Annotated in this window: 13 protein-coding genes; 9 read left to right on the top strand and 4 right to left on the bottom strand. The window is 64.8% G+C overall.

Annotated elements, in window-relative coordinates; genetic code table 11:
* The first annotated feature begins 14 nt into the window (after positions 1–14).
* The 4 genes from U1H82_RS05330 (at position 15) to U1H82_RS05315 (ending at position 3,754) form a co-directional block, all read left to right on the top strand.
* Complete coding sequence (locus U1H82_RS05330) at positions 15–476, top strand: MarR family winged helix-turn-helix transcriptional regulator (RefSeq protein ID WP_322963892.1); 462 nt, start codon at positions 15–17, stop codon at positions 474–476.
* Between the two features lie 67 nt (positions 477–543).
* Complete coding sequence (locus U1H82_RS05325) at positions 544–2,838, top strand: bifunctional salicylyl-CoA 5-hydroxylase/oxidoreductase (protein WP_322963891.1); 2,295 nt, start codon at positions 544–546, stop codon at positions 2,836–2,838.
* Positions 2,839–2,909: 71 nt separating this feature from the next.
* The gene (locus tag U1H82_RS05320) at positions 2,910–3,350 is read left to right on the top strand and encodes a MarR family winged helix-turn-helix transcriptional regulator (RefSeq protein ID WP_322963890.1); all 441 of its coding nucleotides are present in this window, start codon (positions 2,910–2,912) and stop codon (positions 3,348–3,350) included.
* Complete coding sequence (locus tag U1H82_RS05315; protein WP_322963889.1) at positions 3,347–3,754, top strand: acyl-CoA thioesterase; 408 nt, start codon at positions 3,347–3,349, stop codon at positions 3,752–3,754. Before U1H82_RS05320 ends, U1H82_RS05315 begins: the two co-directional genes overlap by 4 nt.
* 178 nt (positions 3,755–3,932) lie before the next feature.
* On the opposite strand, the gene U1H82_RS05310 is transcribed toward U1H82_RS05315, so the two are convergent.
* Both U1H82_RS05310 and U1H82_RS05305 read right to left on the bottom strand, forming a co-directional pair.
* Positions 3,933–4,844 carry a fumarylacetoacetate hydrolase family protein gene (locus U1H82_RS05310; protein WP_322963888.1) on the bottom strand — a complete coding sequence of 304 codons (912 nt, stop codon included), beginning with the start codon at positions 4,842–4,844 and terminating at the stop codon, positions 3,933–3,935.
* A gap of 22 nt (positions 4,845–4,866) precedes the next feature.
* Positions 4,867–5,994, bottom strand: a complete 1,128-nt coding sequence (locus tag U1H82_RS05305) for a cupin domain-containing protein (protein WP_322963887.1) — start codon at positions 5,992–5,994, stop codon at positions 4,867–4,869.
* A gap of 101 nt (positions 5,995–6,095) precedes the next feature.
* Between U1H82_RS05305 and U1H82_RS05300 the strand changes: the two genes are divergently transcribed.
* Genes U1H82_RS05300 through ribB form a run of 4 tightly spaced genes read left to right on the top strand, consistent with a single transcriptional unit; the run spans position 6,096 to position 9,671 of the window.
* Complete coding sequence (locus U1H82_RS05300; RefSeq protein WP_322963886.1) at positions 6,096–7,106, top strand: carbon-nitrogen hydrolase family protein; 1,011 nt, start codon at positions 6,096–6,098, stop codon at positions 7,104–7,106.
* Between the two features lie 31 nt (positions 7,107–7,137).
* Positions 7,138–7,893 carry a maleate cis-trans isomerase family protein gene (locus U1H82_RS05295; protein ID WP_322963885.1) on the top strand — a complete coding sequence of 252 codons (756 nt, stop codon included), beginning with the start codon at positions 7,138–7,140 and terminating at the stop codon, positions 7,891–7,893.
* A 14-nt stretch (positions 7,894–7,907) separates the two neighbouring features.
* Complete coding sequence (locus tag U1H82_RS05290) at positions 7,908–8,522, top strand: flavin reductase family protein (RefSeq protein ID WP_322963884.1); 615 nt, start codon at positions 7,908–7,910, stop codon at positions 8,520–8,522.
* A gap of 18 nt (positions 8,523–8,540) precedes the next feature.
* Positions 8,541–9,671: a 3,4-dihydroxy-2-butanone-4-phosphate synthase gene (gene ribB, locus U1H82_RS05285; protein ID WP_322963883.1), complete on the top strand. Its 1,131-nt coding sequence runs from the start codon at positions 8,541–8,543 to the stop codon at positions 9,669–9,671.
* 99 nt (positions 9,672–9,770) lie between these two features.
* Here ribB and U1H82_RS18300 read toward each other — a convergent pair whose 3' ends face one another.
* Positions 9,771–9,926, bottom strand: a complete 156-nt coding sequence (locus tag U1H82_RS18300; RefSeq protein WP_375339507.1) for a DUF6538 domain-containing protein — start codon at positions 9,924–9,926, stop codon at positions 9,771–9,773.
* A 478-nt stretch (positions 9,927–10,404) separates the two neighbouring features.
* Positions 10,405–14,913, bottom strand: coding sequence for a PDDEXK-like endonuclease domain-containing protein (locus tag U1H82_RS05280; protein ID WP_322963882.1), 4,509 nt, complete (start codon positions 14,911–14,913; stop codon positions 10,405–10,407).
* Between the two features lie 203 nt (positions 14,914–15,116).
* Between U1H82_RS05280 and U1H82_RS05275 the strand changes: the two genes are divergently transcribed.
* On the top strand, positions 15,117–15,698 hold the full coding sequence (locus tag U1H82_RS05275) for a TerD family protein (protein WP_309698534.1): 582 nt from the start codon (positions 15,117–15,119) through the stop codon (positions 15,696–15,698).
* The last annotated feature ends 4 nt before the right edge of the window (positions 15,699–15,702 follow it).

Below are 15,702 nucleotides of genomic sequence, written 5' to 3'. Positions count from 1 at the left end.
AGGGAGCTATTGGATTGGACCATCGTACGCAGGGTGATCCCGGAACGGCGGCGTTCCAGGTGGAGCGTTATCCCTTCTTCCTCATCAACCGGCTGGCGAGTCGGTACAATGCGACGATCGAGCCGCGCCTGCGTGACATCGGCCTCGATATACCCAATTGGCGGGTGCTGATGATCCTGGGCGAACACGCCCCGCGCGGGGTGCGCGACATCGCCGAGGCGGCGGTGATCCCGCTGTCCACCATGACCCGGATCGTTCAGCGCATGGCCGCCGCCGATCTGGTCACGCTGACCCCTAGTCCTGAGGATGCGCGCGTCACCATGGTCGCGCTGACCCCGATCGGCGAATCGAAACTGACCGAAGCGCGGCAGGCCACATCGCCTGTCTATCAGCAGGTAATCAAGGGACTTTCCGCGCGCGATTTCGACCGGCTGCTGGCCCTGCTCGACCGCGTCTACCGCAATCTGGAGGGCTGATCGCCCGAAACCCCCTTGATTGGTGGGTCGATATATTTTAAGTCTAAAACAAATAGAGGAGATGCCGATGCGTGTCGTTTGTCTGGGTGGCGGGCCTGCGGGGCTGTATTTCGCGATCTCGATGAAGCTGCGTGACCCGTCGCATGACGTGCTGGTCGTGGAGCGCAACAAGGCGGGGGACACGTTCGGCTGGGGCGTGGTGTTTTCGGACCAGACGCTGACCAATTTGCGCGCCAACGATCCGGTCAGTGCGGCGACCATCGAGTCGGAATTCGCCCATTGGGACGATATCGAGGTGGTCGTGGAGGACCATGTCGAACGCTCCGGCGGGCATGGCTTTATCGGCATCGGGCGCAAGCGGCTGCTGAACATCCTGCAGGACCGCGCCCGTGAACTCGGCGTGCGGTTGCAGTTCGAGACCGATTTTGATGCCGACCTGACCAAATGGGCCGATTACGACCTGATCGTCGCGGCGGACGGCATCAACAGCCGCATCCGTACCGCCTATGAAGACAAGTTCGATGTCGACATCGATACCCGCGCCAACAAATTCATTTGGCTGGGCACGCCGCGCCTGTTCGACGCCTTTGCCTTCATCTTCGAAAAGACCGAGGCGGGCTGGATCTGGGCCCATGCGTATCGGTTCGACGAGACGCGCTCGACCTTCATCGTCGAATGCTCGGAGGCGACGTGGAAGGGGCTGGGCTTCGACACGATGGAGCAGGCCGATGCGATCGCCGCGTGCGAGCGCATCTTCGCGCGCCACCTGAACGGCGAGCCGTTGCTGACCAACTCGGCGCATCTGCGCGGGTCGGGGGCGTGGATCAATTTCCGGCGCATCCTGTGCGGGCAGTGGTCGTTCGACAATGTCGTGCTGCTGGGCGACGCCGCGCATACCGCGCATTTCTCGATTGGATCGGGCACCAAGCTGGCGCTGGAGGATGCGATCAAGCTGGCCGAGGTGATGAGCCGCGACCATATCGAGCAGGACCGCGCGGGCATGGCCGCCGCGCTGGCCGAATATCGCAACGAACGCCATGTCGAGGTGCTGAAGATCCAGAATTCGGCGCGCAACTCGACCGAATGGTTCGAGACGCTGGACCGCTATCTGGATTTCGACCCGAAGCAATTCGCCTATTCGCTGCTCACCCGGTCGCAGCGGGTGAGCCACGAAAATCTGCGCCTGCGCGATCCTGAGTGGCTGAACGGTATCGAGCAGTGGTTCGCCGCGCGTGCCGGGGGCAATGAAGCGGTGCCGCCGATGTTCGCGCCCTATCGCCTGCGCGAACTGACCCTGCCCAACCGCGTGGTGGTGTCGCCGGTGCTGACCTATGAAGCCGGGCCGGACGGGGTGCCGGGGGACTTCCATCTCGTCCATTACGGCGCACGCGCCATGGGCGGGGCGGGGCTGATCGTGACCGAGATGACCGCCGTCTCGCCCGAGGGGCGGATCACGCCCGCCTGTCCCGGCCTGTGGAATGACGAGCAGACGGCGGCGTGGCGGCGGATCACCGACTTTGCCCATGCGCAAGGGGCGGGCAAGCTATGCATCCAGCTTGGCCATGCTGGCCCGCGCGGCGCGACGCTGCCGGGATCGGTGCAGCCGGATCGGCCGTTGCCCGAAGGTGGCTGGCCGCTGCTCGCCGCGTCGGACAAGCCGTATCGGCCGGAAAGCCAGCGCCCGTCCGCGATGACGCGCGCGGATATGGACCGGGTGCGCGAGGATTTCGTCGCCGCCGCCATTCGCGCCGTCGAGGCCGGGTTCGACATGATCGAAATCCAGGCGGGACACGGTTTCCTGCTGTCGTCCTTTATCACCCCGCTGATGAACGAGCGTACGGACGACTATGGCGGCAGCCTGGCAAACCGGCTGCGCTTCCCGCTGGAGGTGGTGCGGGCGGTGCGCGCGGTATGGGGTGAGGACCGGCCGCTGGCGGTGCGCATTTCCGCCCATGACTGGGCAGGCGAGGCGGGGGTGACCCCGGCCGAGGCGGTGGAGATTGCCGCGGCCATGCGCGACGCAGGTGCTGACCTGATCGACGTGTCGGCGGGCGAAACCGCGCCTGAGGCCCGGCCGGTCTATGGCCGCATGTTCAAGACGCCCTTTTCCGACCGCATTCGCAACGAGCTGGACTGCCCGACCATGGCGGTCGGCAACATCTATGAGGCGGATCACGTCAACGGCATATTGGCGGCGGGCCGTGCCGATCTGGTCGCGCTGGGGCGGCCGCATCTGGCCGATCCCAACTGGACGCTCCATGCGGCGGCGGCGGCAGGCCATAAGGTTCCGGTGCCTTCGGCCTATGCCCTTGGCCAGGCACAGCTTATGCGCAACGTCCAACGCCAGTCGGAGACGGCGTGACGGCGCCTGTGGAGACATTGATTTTGACGGATCGCATTCGCGAAAAGCATGACGGGGCCTTGGCGGGCCGCATGGACATCAAGGTCCTGCTGCGCCTGCTGAGCTGTTCGATGACGATCGAGAAGCGGCTGCGCCGCCGCTTCATCGAGCAGTTCGACACGACCCTGCCGCGCTTCGACGTGCTGGCCGCGCTGGAGCGGCACTCCGGAGGGATCACCATGGGCGAGCTGTCCCGCTCGCTGCTGGTGTCCAACGGCAACGTCACCGCGCTGGTCCGCCAGCTGGAGTCCGACGGCTATGTCTCCAGCCAGCCCGCGCCCGAGGATCGCCGCCGCTATATCGTGGCGCTGACGCCGCAGGGGCGGGCGCATTTCGAGGAACTGGCCGCCGCGCATCATGGCTGGATCGCGGCGATGTTCGACCGCGTGCCCGATGCGCGGATGGCCGAACTCTATGACCTACTGGCGATCCTGAAACAGTCGCTGGGGTCCGAAGGAGAGGATAGCGAATGACATTCCGTTCGACTCAACAGGTCCGCTTCGCCCATGTCGACGGTGCGGGCATCGTCTTCTATCCGCGCTATTTCGAGATGCTGAACGCGGCGATCGAGGATTATTTCGCCCATGCCGTCGGCGTCGATTTCGCCGAGATGCATGGCGATCGGGGCTTGGGCGTCCCCACCGTCCGGCTGGAGGCCGACTTCGCCATGCCCAGCCGGTTGGGCGACATGCTCGACTTCCTGGTCACGCCGGTACGGGTCGGGCGCAGCTCGGCGGAAATGTCGGTGCAGGTGGAATGCGGTGGCGAACTGCGCTTCCGCGCGACCGTGGTGCTGGTCTGCATGAATTTGAAGGAAGCCCGCTCGGCCGAATGGCCCGCCGACATGCGGCCGAAGGCGCTGAGCGTCGCGGCCTGATCCTTCCACCGGGCCGATCGACGGCGCGCGGGTCCCGGCCCGCGCGCCGTTTTTTTGCGTTTTGGCCCTTCCCTTCAGGATAGGGATCGGGGTGGGGCGCTTCATAAGTGCGATCAAAACAAAACCGCCCCCGATTTTGGCGATCGGGGGCGGTCTTTACACCTGTCAGGGGCGGGTTTTACCCCGCGACGATCGAATGGCGCAGCTTGCCGATGCCGACGACTTCGCCCTCGATCACGTCGCCCGGCCACACCCACTCCTGCGGAGTGCGGCCCGCGCCGACGCCTTCGGGGGTGCCAGTCGCGATGATGTCGCCCGGCTCCAGCGTGATGCCCTGGCTGATGTCGGCGATCAGTTCGTCGACCTTGAAGAGCATGTGGCTGGTGTTGTTGCGCTGCTTCTCGACGCCATTGACCGTCAGCCACAGGTCCAGCGTCTGCGGATCGGGGATTTCATCGGCGGTGACGATGCACGGCCCCATCGGGCAATAGCTGTCCTGCCCCTTGGAATAGATCCACTGGCCCGCGCGGCGGCAATCGCGCGCGCTCATGTCGATCAGCGTGGTGTAGCCGAACACATGCTTCAACGCATCTTCACGGGCGACGCGCTGCGCGGTGGTGCCGATAATCGCGCCCAGCTCGATCTCCCAGTCCAGCTGCTGGGTGATGTCGGCGCGGTGGACGATCGGCTCGCCAGGCGCGATGACGCTGGTCGGCGGCTTGGAGAAGATGACCGGCTTCTTGGGCAAATCGGGCGAGGTGTCGAGCGCGGCGGCGCTCTCCGCGACGTGATCGATATAGTTCAGCCCGATGCCGAACACGTTCTTGCGCGGGCGCGGGATCGGGGCGAGCAGCTTGACGCCCGCCAGCGGACGTGCACCATCGACCGGCCAGCGGCCCTTGGCTTCGTCGAGCAGCAGCTTGAGTTCGGCCGCCGCGACCGGCCCCAGATCGATGAAATCGAGCATTCGCGACGGCAGCGGCACACCCGCGCGTGCGCCCAGCTTGGCGACGTCGATGACCAGACCATCGACCAGCACGCCCAACCGGCCTTCGGCTTCGACATCGGCGCGATACGTAACGAGACGCATGGTAATCCTTTCGAGGTGGGGATCAGGACAGGACCGGCTGGTGCCCGCCATTGTCGGCAAAGGCTTCCGATCGGTAGAGATTGAGCGCGCGCATCGCGGGCAGATCGTGGAACGAGAACAGGCAGGCGTCCTCGCTGGCCGATCCGTTGGCATGTTCGTGCCACATCCAGGACGGCACGACGAAGATGTCGCGCTCCTTCCAATCGAAGCGCTTGCCGCCGATGATCGAATGGCCGGAGCCCTTGGCGCATTGATAGACGAAGCTGCCGACCTCGCGATGCGCCTTGGTGTGCTCGCCGGGCCGCAGCAACTGCATCGACGCACCGATGGTCGACATGGGCGGGCCGCCGTTGAACGGGTTCACATAGTTCATATGGATGCCGTCGAAGGGCGAACCGTCGGTCGCGCGCGCATAGCGGAGCAGCGCCTCATAGGTCGGCTCCCATTCGTATTTCAGCAGCGGCGAATAGCGCTTCGACCAGCTTTCCCCGGCGGGCAGCAGCGCGGCATTGCCCCAGGTCGCGGTGGAATCGTCGACCGCATAGCCGACCGCCTGGTTGAGGTCCGGGTGGACCTCGTAGAAATTGGCCTCCAGCGCGTTCATCAGCGGGATGTCCAGCCCGTCCTGCCAGATGCAGACCGAGCCGTCCTCCGCCACGCCATGTTCGTGCCAGGTGCCATTGGGGGTCAGCACGAAGTCGTTGCGGCCCAGCGTCATCTTGTGGCCATCGACATTGGTGAACGCGCCCGCGCCCTCCATGATGAAGCGCAGCGCGGAGGCGGAATGGCGGTGCGCCGAGGCGACCTCGCCCGGTCCCATCACCTGAAGGCCGGTGTAGAGCCAGCCGACCGCCGCCGACACGTCGCGGCGCCCCGGATTGGCGAGATAGACGACACGGCGCCCGGCCTTTTCCGGGCTTACCAATTCGAGCGCGCGCAGCACATGGTCGCGCAGGCGGTCATATTGCCACAGGACCGGCACCGACTGGGACTTGGGTTCCCAAGGTTCGATCTTGTTGGCGACGGTCCACAGCGCGCCCGCGTGCTGGCTTTCGAGGTCGCGGTAGAAATCCACCAGTTCGGCCGTATCGCTGACATTGGCGCGCCCGGCGACATCCTCGCGATAGGCGTCAAAGCTCTCCGTCGACATGCTCGATCTCCTTGTGGCATCGAATTAGTTCAGGCTTAAAATATCTTGCCAAGCGCTGTCAATCGGGGTTAGGAAAAACTTGCACATGCAAGGAATGCCTCATGCTGAACCTGCCCCGCTTCAAGGCCGCCGCCGTCCAGGCGGCCCCCGTTTTCCTCGATCCCGCCGCTACCGTGGACAAGGCCGCCAGCCTGATCCGCGAGGCAGCCGCCAACGGCGCCGAACTGGTCGCCTTCCCGGAGGTATTCGTAGCGGGCTATCCCTATTGGAGCTGGATCGCCGATCCCGTGTCGGGCAGTCCCTGGTTCGAGAAGCTGGCCCGCGCCTCGATCCTGATACCGGGGCCGGAGATCGACCGGGTCTGTACCGCCGCGCGGCAGGCGGGCGTGCATGTCGTCATCGGCGTCAACGAACGCAGCCCGGTGTCGCTCGGCACGCTCTACAACACACTCGTCTTCATCGGGCCGGACGGTACGATCCTGGGCAAGCATCGCAAGCTGGTGCCGACCTGGGCCGAAAAGCTGACCTGGGCGCATGGCGACGGGTCGACGCTGAAGGTCTATGACACCGCGATCGGGCCGCTGGGCGGGCTGGCCTGCGGGGAGAACACCAACACGCTCGCGCGGTTCAGCCTGCTGGCGCAGGGCGAACTGGTCCATGTCGCCAGCTATATCGCGCTGCCGGTGGCCCCGCCCGACTACGACATGGCCGAGGCGATCAAGGTGCGCGCCGCCGCGCATTGCTTCGAGGGCAAGCTGTTCACCATCGTCTCCTGCTCGACCGTGTCGGAGGAGATCATCGCGGCGATGGAGACGTTGGTCCCCGATGCGCGCGCGCGGCTGGAACGCAGGAACAGCGCCTTCTCCGGCATCCTCGGCCCCGATGGGCGCGTCGTCGGCCAGCCGCTGATCGACGAGGAAGGCATCGTCTACGGCGAAATCGACCTGTCGCGCTGCATCCAGCCCAAGCAGATGCACGACATTATCGGCCATTATAACCGCTTCGACGTGTTCGACCTGCGCGTGAACGCGGTGCCGCAACAGCCGGTGCGGATCGAGACCGCGCCCAAGCCGCCGGTCGAGCCCGAGCCGACCGGCGACGCCCAGCCCTGACATTCCAGAACAGACCCCAGAGAGGATCACCATGACCGTCCGCAGCTATCGCATCGGCCAGATCGTGCCGTCGTCCAACACCACCATGGAAACCGAAATCCCCGCCATGCTCCGCGCGCGCGAGGAGATTTTGCCCGAGCGTTTCACCTTCCATTCCAGCCGGATGCGGATGAAGAAGGTGGTCAAGGAAGAGCTGGAAGCGATGGACCGCGACAGCGATCGCTGCGCCACCGAACTGTCCGACGCGCGGGTCGACGTGCTGGGCTATGCGTGCCTCGTTGCGATCATGAGCATGGGAAAGGGCTATCACCGCGAGTCCGAAGCAAGGCTCCACGCCCGCACCGTCGAGAACAACGCCGCCGCGCCCGTCGTCACCAGCGCGGGCGCGCTGGTCGATGGGCTGAAGCGGATGGGGGCCAAGAAGATCTCGGTCATCTGCCCCTATATGAAGCCGCTGACCCAGCTGGTGGTCGATTATATCGAGCATGAGGGGATCACGGTCCACGACTTCACCGCACTGGAAATCCCCGACAATCTGGAGGTCGGGCGGCACGATCCCGAGCGGCTGCTGGAAATCTACAAGCGCGTCGACCGGACCGGCGTCGATGCCTTCGTCGCCTCCGCCTGCGTCCAGATGCCCTCGCTGCCGATCATCCAGCGGCTGGAGGATGCGATCGGCGTGCCCGTCGTCTCGGCGGCAGTATGCACCACGCACCAGATGCTCGACCGGCTGGGGCTGGAGCGGCGGGTGCCAAATGCCGGTGCGCTGCTCAGCGGTCGCTACTGACGGGAGCGGCCCCGATGCATGTCGATATGCGCACGCTCGACCCGGCGAGCCGCTACAAGATCATCGGGGCCTGCGTCACGCCCCGGCCGATCGCCTGGGTGTCCAGCGTATCGGCCGAGGGGGTGCCCAATCTCGCCCCCTACAGCTTCTTCAACGCGATCGGGAACGACCCGCCGATGATCGCGCTGGGGCTGGTCGCACATCCGGCCAAGGGCGCGAAGGACACCGCCGGGAATATCCGGGCGACCGGCGAGTTCGTCGTCCATCTGGTCGACGAGGCCCATGCCGAGGCGATGAACCGGTCGAGCTACGATCACCCGGCGGGGGTCGATGAAGGCGCGCTGCTGGGTCTCGACATGGTGGCCGCTGCCCAAGTCGGCGCGCCCCGCATCGCGAGCGCGCCGGTCGCGTTCGAATGCCGGACGCGGCGCTTCCTCGAAACCGGCCCGCACCAGTTCGCGGTGCTGGCCGAGATCGTCCACGCCCATATCGCCGACGCCTTTGTCGCGAACGCCGAGCGGCTGCATTTCGACATCGCGGCGATGAACCTGATTTCCCGGCTGCACGGCGCAGGCTGGTACGGCCGACAGACCGACCGATTCGAGATGCTCCGCCCCGCGCATCCCTGATGTGAGAGGAACAAGTCCATGGCCAGCTGCGCAATATCGGACGTCCGCCACGCCTTTCTCGCCACGCCCGAGGAGATTATCGACGAGGCCCGCAACGGCCGGATGTTCATTCTGGTCGATGACGAGGACCGCGAGAATGAAGGCGACCTGGTCATCCCCGCGCAGATGGCGACGCCGGACGCGATCAACTTCATGGCGCGGCACGGGCGCGGGCTGATCTGTCTGGCGCTGACGAAGGACCGTGTCGACCAACTGGGCATCGGCCCGATGGCCAAGGCCAATGGCACGCGCCACGAAACCGCCTTCACCGTCTCGATCGAGGCGCGGGAAGGGGTGACCACCGGTATTTCCGCCGCCGACCGCGCGCGGACCGTTGCGGTGGCGATCGACGGAACGAAGGGCGCGGCCGACATCGTAACGCCCGGTCATGTCTTTCCGCTGATCGCACGCGACGGCGGCGTGCTGGTGCGGGCCGGGCATACCGAGGCGGCGGTGGACGTATCGCGGCTCGCCGGGCTGAATTCCTCGGGTGTGATCTGCGAGATCATGAACGAGGACGGCTCGATGGCCCGGCTCGACGATCTGGTCGGCTTCGCGCAGCTTCATAACCTCAAGATCGGCACCATCCGCGACCTGATCGCCTATCGCCGCCGCCACGACCATCTGGTGCAGAAGCGCGCAGAGACGGTGTTCGAGAGTGAATGGGGTGGCCAGTGGCGTGCCATGACCTTCTGGAACAAGGCGACCGGCAGCGAACAGGTCGCGCTGGTCAAGGGAGAGGTTCGGCCGGACAAGCCGACGCTGGTGCGCATGCACTCGCTGTCGCCCTTCACCGACATGTTCGGCGAAACCGGCGCGCGGGCGCAGTTGCTCGCCCGCTCGATGCGGATCATCGGCGAGGAGGGGGCCGGGGTGGTCGTGGTGATCGACCGCCCGCGTCCCGATGGCCTGACCCTCGCCATCCATGCGCGGGCCGGAGCCACGCTGCCTGACATGGAGGAACTGCGCGATTACGGCGTCGGCGCGATGATCCTCAACGAACTGGGGGTGGGGGAGATCATGCTGCTCACCAACACGCACCACACGCTGGTCGGCCTCGACGGCTATGGACTGAAGATCGTCGGCGAACGCGGTATCGGTCGCGGATGACGCCGTCGACGATGACCTGCTGCCGCTGGCTTTGCGCGCCAGCGTCGCCGCGGGCGTGCACTGAAACGGAATGGGTCGTGCTGTGCAGTTGTCGTTCGTCTACGCCGTCGAGATAGGCATCGACCATGGATCGCGCGTATTGAGGGTCCGCTTATACTCGCGCGACGCGTCGTCGAAGAACGGACGCAGCGCCTCGGGGATGACCCGACGAATATAGAAAATGCCAGTGCGAGGATATTTGATGGGACTGGCCATACGGATCACGTTGTACGCATCCTTTGTACACAAGGATGGGTAAAGCGTCCATGAAGACCGTCAAAGCCGCACAAATCCGCCATTCTGGCGGGTGCTGGTGACCCCTACGGGAGGGATGTCACAGTCACAAAAAGCGCAGATTTGCGGGCTTTTTGTGTCTTGCGATCAGCCACGCTGTACCTGCTTGCTGTACCAACGCGGTTGAGTTGCACAACATAGTAAGGCTTTCGCTTGCGGCAATATCAAAGGCCATATTCCCTTGGTCGTCGATGCCATTGACGTGCTGAGGCGTTATAGGCCCTTATTCTGTCCAGGCTTTGGCAATGTTCAATAATACATATGGGTTAAAGAAACCCAGAATGCCGATTCTCGTAAGATCATTTAAATACGTCGCGGTCAATTCACCCGCGTGATATTAAGGGGAGGTGCGAGCGGGAACCCATTTCTTTCAAGCCGCTATCACTTTTCCGAGCGCTCTTCAGAATATATCCTCCGCAACAAGCCACGCGTAAGGAACAGGGTCCGATTTTTCTGGCGTGCTGCGCCATCGGCGGTGCTCCGTGAAGCGGCTCGGCGGGGCGCCTTCCTCCCGTTGTGGCTCAATTCCGCGAGAATCCAGCAAAGCGATCAATTCGGCCATGACACCATCACGTTCGCGAACGAAACGCGAGGCGAAGCAGCGCCACACGGTCCAACCCGCTCGCTCCAGCATGCGTTGACGGGCCATGTCATGCGGCCATTGATCGGGGCCGTGGTAACGGTCGCCATCGCATTCGATCGCCAGTCGCCGGTCGTTCTCGCCCTCGACAACCAAGTCGATCCGCTTGGTACCCACCGGCACCTGCGTGTCGACGCGATAACCCCGTTCGACCAAAAGGTCGTACATTTCGATTTCGAATGGCGACTCGCATCTGGCCCGGCGATCGGCAACCATGGTGGTGTCGCCCGCAAAGGGTGCATGGAAATGCTCGATCAGGCTTCGGCGCAATTTGTCGGCCGCACGCAAATCCTCCAATTCCACCGAGCGGACCAGCACCATCCGGTCGCGTGCCCGGGATGCGGCGACGTTGAAGCGCTGCTCATAGCCCAGGCCGGACAGGCCGCTGCTCTTCCCATCCGCGACCAGCGAAATGAACATGATGTCGCGCTCGTCGCCCTGAAAGGCTGCGGGCTCGCCGACGCGGATGTTGTGACGCAGCTGGACTTCGGAGCCCAGCACCTGCTCGATCGCTGTCATGATCGCGACGGCCTGTTCCTGGCCGAGCAACGTGGTCACGCCGATCGAGCGCTTGTGCATCGCCGGATCGTCGGCGATGCGACCGATGGCATCGACGATACAGTCGACCTCGGGCGGATTGACCTTCCCCCGGCGATAGCCGTCCTCGACCAGAATATCGATCAGCGGCGGATCGAGGCGCTCGGATGCCGATGGCAGGCGCAGCGGTACTAGCTGGTGGCTGTAGAATTGCGCTTTGGAGTATTCGATGATTGGCCCGACGCAGCGGAAATGTTCCTTGAGCAGGATCGCCCCACCGGCAAAGACGACCGTACCCAGGTCGTATAGCGACTTTTCCTCGCGTAGCGCGGATCGATAGTCTGCGACCTGTCCACCAAGATGGCGGTCGGCCAGTTGGTTCATCCGTGCCTCTTCACGGAAACCTGCATCCGGACTGACCTGCCGATCATCGCCGACGATCAGGACTTGGCGGGCCCGTAGAAGGGCTGGAAGGGCGGCGACGGTCGATTGCGACGCTTCGTCGATCACCACCAAATCGAACAGGCCCAGTTCGGCGGGCAGCGATTCCGATACGCGGTAATGCGGCATGATCCAGCAGGGCAGGGCGTTCTTGGCGCGGTCAGCCGCGGCACGCGCATCGGCACGATAGCGACCCGCACGGATACCGGTGCCGCGCCCCAGCTTTCGCATCGCTTGCGCATAGGAAGCGAGCGCCGTGCGAACCTGATCGCTGGCCTTCTCAGCCAGGCGGCACCAGGTGCGAAGTTCGATCGCCTCTTCATAGGCGCGGCGCAGCAGCGATTCCTGCTCGCCGCGTTCCTGCCCCAGCGCGCGCAGCCGATCGTGCCGATCGACCCGGCGCAGCCAGGTGGACAGCCTGCGTAGCGTCCAACGTTCGCGCCAGTCGCCGGGCGTCAGTGCGTCTTCGGTGCCCGTCACGGCCTCACTGCGTAGTCGCTCCGCCCAACCGGGTGCGCCGTTTTCGGCGATCAGCGCGGTCAGGTCGCGGATCGTCGCGAAGCTGGGGATCAGTGCGCGCAGCACCGCCACCTCGCTCAGCGCCGCCTGCCACCGACGTTCGAGCAGATGAGCGTCGATGCTCTGCTGTCCGACCATGTCCTGCAGTATGGCAAATATTTCATCACCGATGGCGCCGCCAATGGTACGCGCCAGCGTCACCAGTCGGTCGCGCTCCTCTTCGGCGGCGGATAGGCGGAAGACCAGCAGATGCTGGTCAAACAGCATGATCAGCGCCTCGGTCGCGGCATCGTCGCCGATCAGCGGGCGTCGCCATCCGGGCAGAACTATCCGAACGCCATCGGCCAATGCCCGCTCTTCGTGCGCCAATGTGCGAAGGGCGGCGATGTGTGCAAGCTGCCGCCGCATGGCTTCGGCAGCGGCTGGCTCTTGCCCGGCCACCGGATCAACTCCGGCAAGCGGTCCCGCATGGTTCCACGCCGCCGCCAGCCGGATCGCCCGATCACAAAGCGCGAGATAGCGATGAACCTCGGTCCATTCGCTGGCATCACCGGGTGCGCGGCCCGAAAGACGGACGGTGGCGACCTGCGTCTTGAGCTGTCGCGCGAACAGGCTCTGAAACAGGCCGAGATCCTCACCGGCCGCCAATCGGCCAACGGTTTCGCGGAAAGCCGCATCGGTGACGGCGTCATCCGGCAAAACGACCGGGCGGACCAGGAAATGCCGCGCCTCGGCCGCGACCTGCCCGGCTTCGTCGGCCAGTCCGTCGAGGGCGACCAGCGCGGGATCGTCGGCATCGGCTAACCAGCGGTCGCGCACGGTGGCCGACCAGGCAAAACCGCCCGCCATCGCCTGCCGCCGGATGGTAAGCAGAGCCTCGGCCTGCGCGCGCAAGGTGGCGACGGCCTCGGCACCGATCTGTCGTCCCAGTGCCTGATCGCCCCCGGTCCGTTCACCCAGAGCGCGGGCCTCGACCAGATCACGGTGTATCGCACCGATTGCCGCCGCACCGGGCAGGTCACCCGGCGGCGGTGGCTGGTCGAGCAGCGCGATCCGTTCGCCCGCTTCCTTGCGCGCCGCGCGCAGCCGGATGATGGCGGCATCGTCGAACTCGGGTTCGTGCGAGGCGATGATGTCGATCGCATCGGGCAGCCAATCCGCCAGTTCTCCCGCCGCCATCACGCGTCGTGCGGCATCGGCGGGTTCGACCGACGCGCCGTCAACCATAGCCACGGTCATGGCCTGTCGACCGATATCCTCTACTTGCCGGTCGATGCTGGCGAGCTGGCGGTGAATCGCTTCGATCCGGGCATCGAGCACCGCGATCTGCTGCGCCGTTTCGGTCGGGCGAGTGCGGTGCAGCCGGTCGGCGATGATATCGACCGATTCCTGAAACTGTTTCAACCCATCGCGGTCGCTGTCGAGAAGGCTAACGGCGAGCGGGCGGACGGCGGCGGGCAGCTTGTCGCGCAGGACCTTCAGCGCGGGTGCCTTTTGCGAGGTGACGAGGACCCGTTTGCCGAGCGCCAGATAGTGGCTGATGATATTGGCGATGGTGTGGGTTTTGCCGGTGCCCGGCGGCCCCTGCACGACCACCCCCGGCCGAGTCGCGAGGCGCTGGATCACCTCCACCTGTTCGCGATTGAACGGCATGGGGAAGAACAGGTCGTGGCCCGACCCGTCCGAGGATGTGACGCCCGGCACCGTCGAGACGCCGCGATAGCTGGGATAGGCCTCCGTCGTCGCGCTGTCGGCGGGTGGTTGCAGCAGGACACGGACGGCGGGGGGCAGGGCTTCCGGATCATCGATCGTGACAAGGGCAGCCTTGAACCGGCGCAGGTCGTCCATCAACTGCGTCGCCTGCCGCGTGCGTTCGATCAGGATCCAGCCACCATCAACTTGCAGCGTCTCGCCGCTCGGTGGGTGGCGTTCGCCCAGATCGGGCAGATAATGCCCGTCGGGATCGAGTAGCGCGACCGCCCGGCGTAGCGGCGGTGCAAAGCTCTCAGCATCGAAAGGAGATAGGCCTTCGCCCTCCATTGCGTCGAGATAGCGCTGCGTGCCGGCCTGCCACTCGTCGACCGAGGGCGCGTCGAGCGCATCGAGCGGAGCTGTCTCGATCCCCGGTGGGGCTTCGCTACGCGGGCGAATGTCGATGCGGTGCGTGACCTCGTCCAGCGTCAGTTCGACGGGGATAGTGAGCAGCGGGTGGTGCAGCCGCCCGAACGGCCGGGTCCAGCGCGCGACGCCGATGCCCCATACCAGTTCGACCGGCTGCTCCGACCCGCCGTCCAGCGTCTGACGAAGCGCGAACAGGCTGTTGTACAGGTCGATCGCTTGGCGGCGGGGTCGTTCCTCCAGCGCCCAGGCGGACCAGATCTCGCGTTTGTAGCCCTCCAATGCCGAGTTCAAACGCGCAGCTTCAGGGTGATCGATCAGCGCCAGGCCGGGCGTTTCGATCCCGTCGCGTAGCGCGTCATCGAGCATCTCTCTAGGCAGTTCGCGGCGCAGACTTGGTACCTGCGCGACATCGTCGCGCAGGTCGATCCAGCGTCGCAATTCGGGGTCGCTTGGCACCGGGGGAGGGCGGCGGACAAGGCGGTCGACACTCAACCAGCGATGATCGTCGCCGTCGCGCACGTTGACGAGGACGCCGGGAAGAAGGATGATATCCTCACCCGATCGCCGAAACGCACGATAGTCCGCCATGTCGCTGACCGTGCGCAATCGATCTCGTTCGGTTGCCTCGACATATTCGATCAGTGCCGTCAAGCGATCCCGCTCGATCATAAACCCCCGTCGCCTTTGCTCGATGTCATCCCACCTTCACACGCCAAGCATAGAAAGATGAAGGGGTGTCGGTCATCTTTTTTGCACTGACCAAAATGGATGAAAAAATTCGGGCTGTGGCGACCTTGACCTTGTGTCACTGTTCGCGCCACCATCGGGAGATCTAACGGGGGCAACGATCGTATATGGTTAGCTTGCAAAAGGGGCAGACGGTTTCGCTCGCGAAGTCCGATGGCGGCAGCCTGACCAAGGTTGCGATGGGACTGGGCTGGGATGTCCGCAAGGGTAAGGGGCTGTTCGGTCTGTTCGGCGGCGGTGGCGGCGACATCGATCTCGATGCCTCTTGCCTGCTGTTCGATGGCAACCGCCGCATGGTCGACGAGGTCTGGTTCCGCCAATTGTCGAGCAAGGACGGCAGCATCGTCCATAGTGGCGATAATCGGACCGGTGCTGGCGACGGCGATGACGAGACGATCAATGTCGATCTGTCGCGCGTTCCATCCTCGGTTCAGACCTTGGTCTTTACGGTCAACAGTTTCCAGGGCGACAGCTTCGAGCGGATCGCCAATGCCTATTGTCGATTGGTCGACCTGACCACGGGACGCGAGATGGCACGCTACGACCTGACGGGGGAGGGTAGCCACACCGGGCAGGTGATGGCCAAGCTGACCCGCAACGGTCAGGGCTGGGATATGAAGGCGCTGGGTGAGAAGACGACAGGGCGCACGTTCCACGACATGAGTTCCGCGATCAACGCTGTTCTCTGAACTA

The sequence above is a fragment of the Sphingomonas fuzhouensis genome (assembly GCF_034659795.1).
Classification (GTDB): domain Bacteria; phylum Pseudomonadota; class Alphaproteobacteria; order Sphingomonadales; family Sphingomonadaceae; genus Sphingomonas; species Sphingomonas fuzhouensis.
Note: the sequence above shows the minus strand (reverse complement) of the source record. Positions and strands in the feature narration are given on the sequence as shown.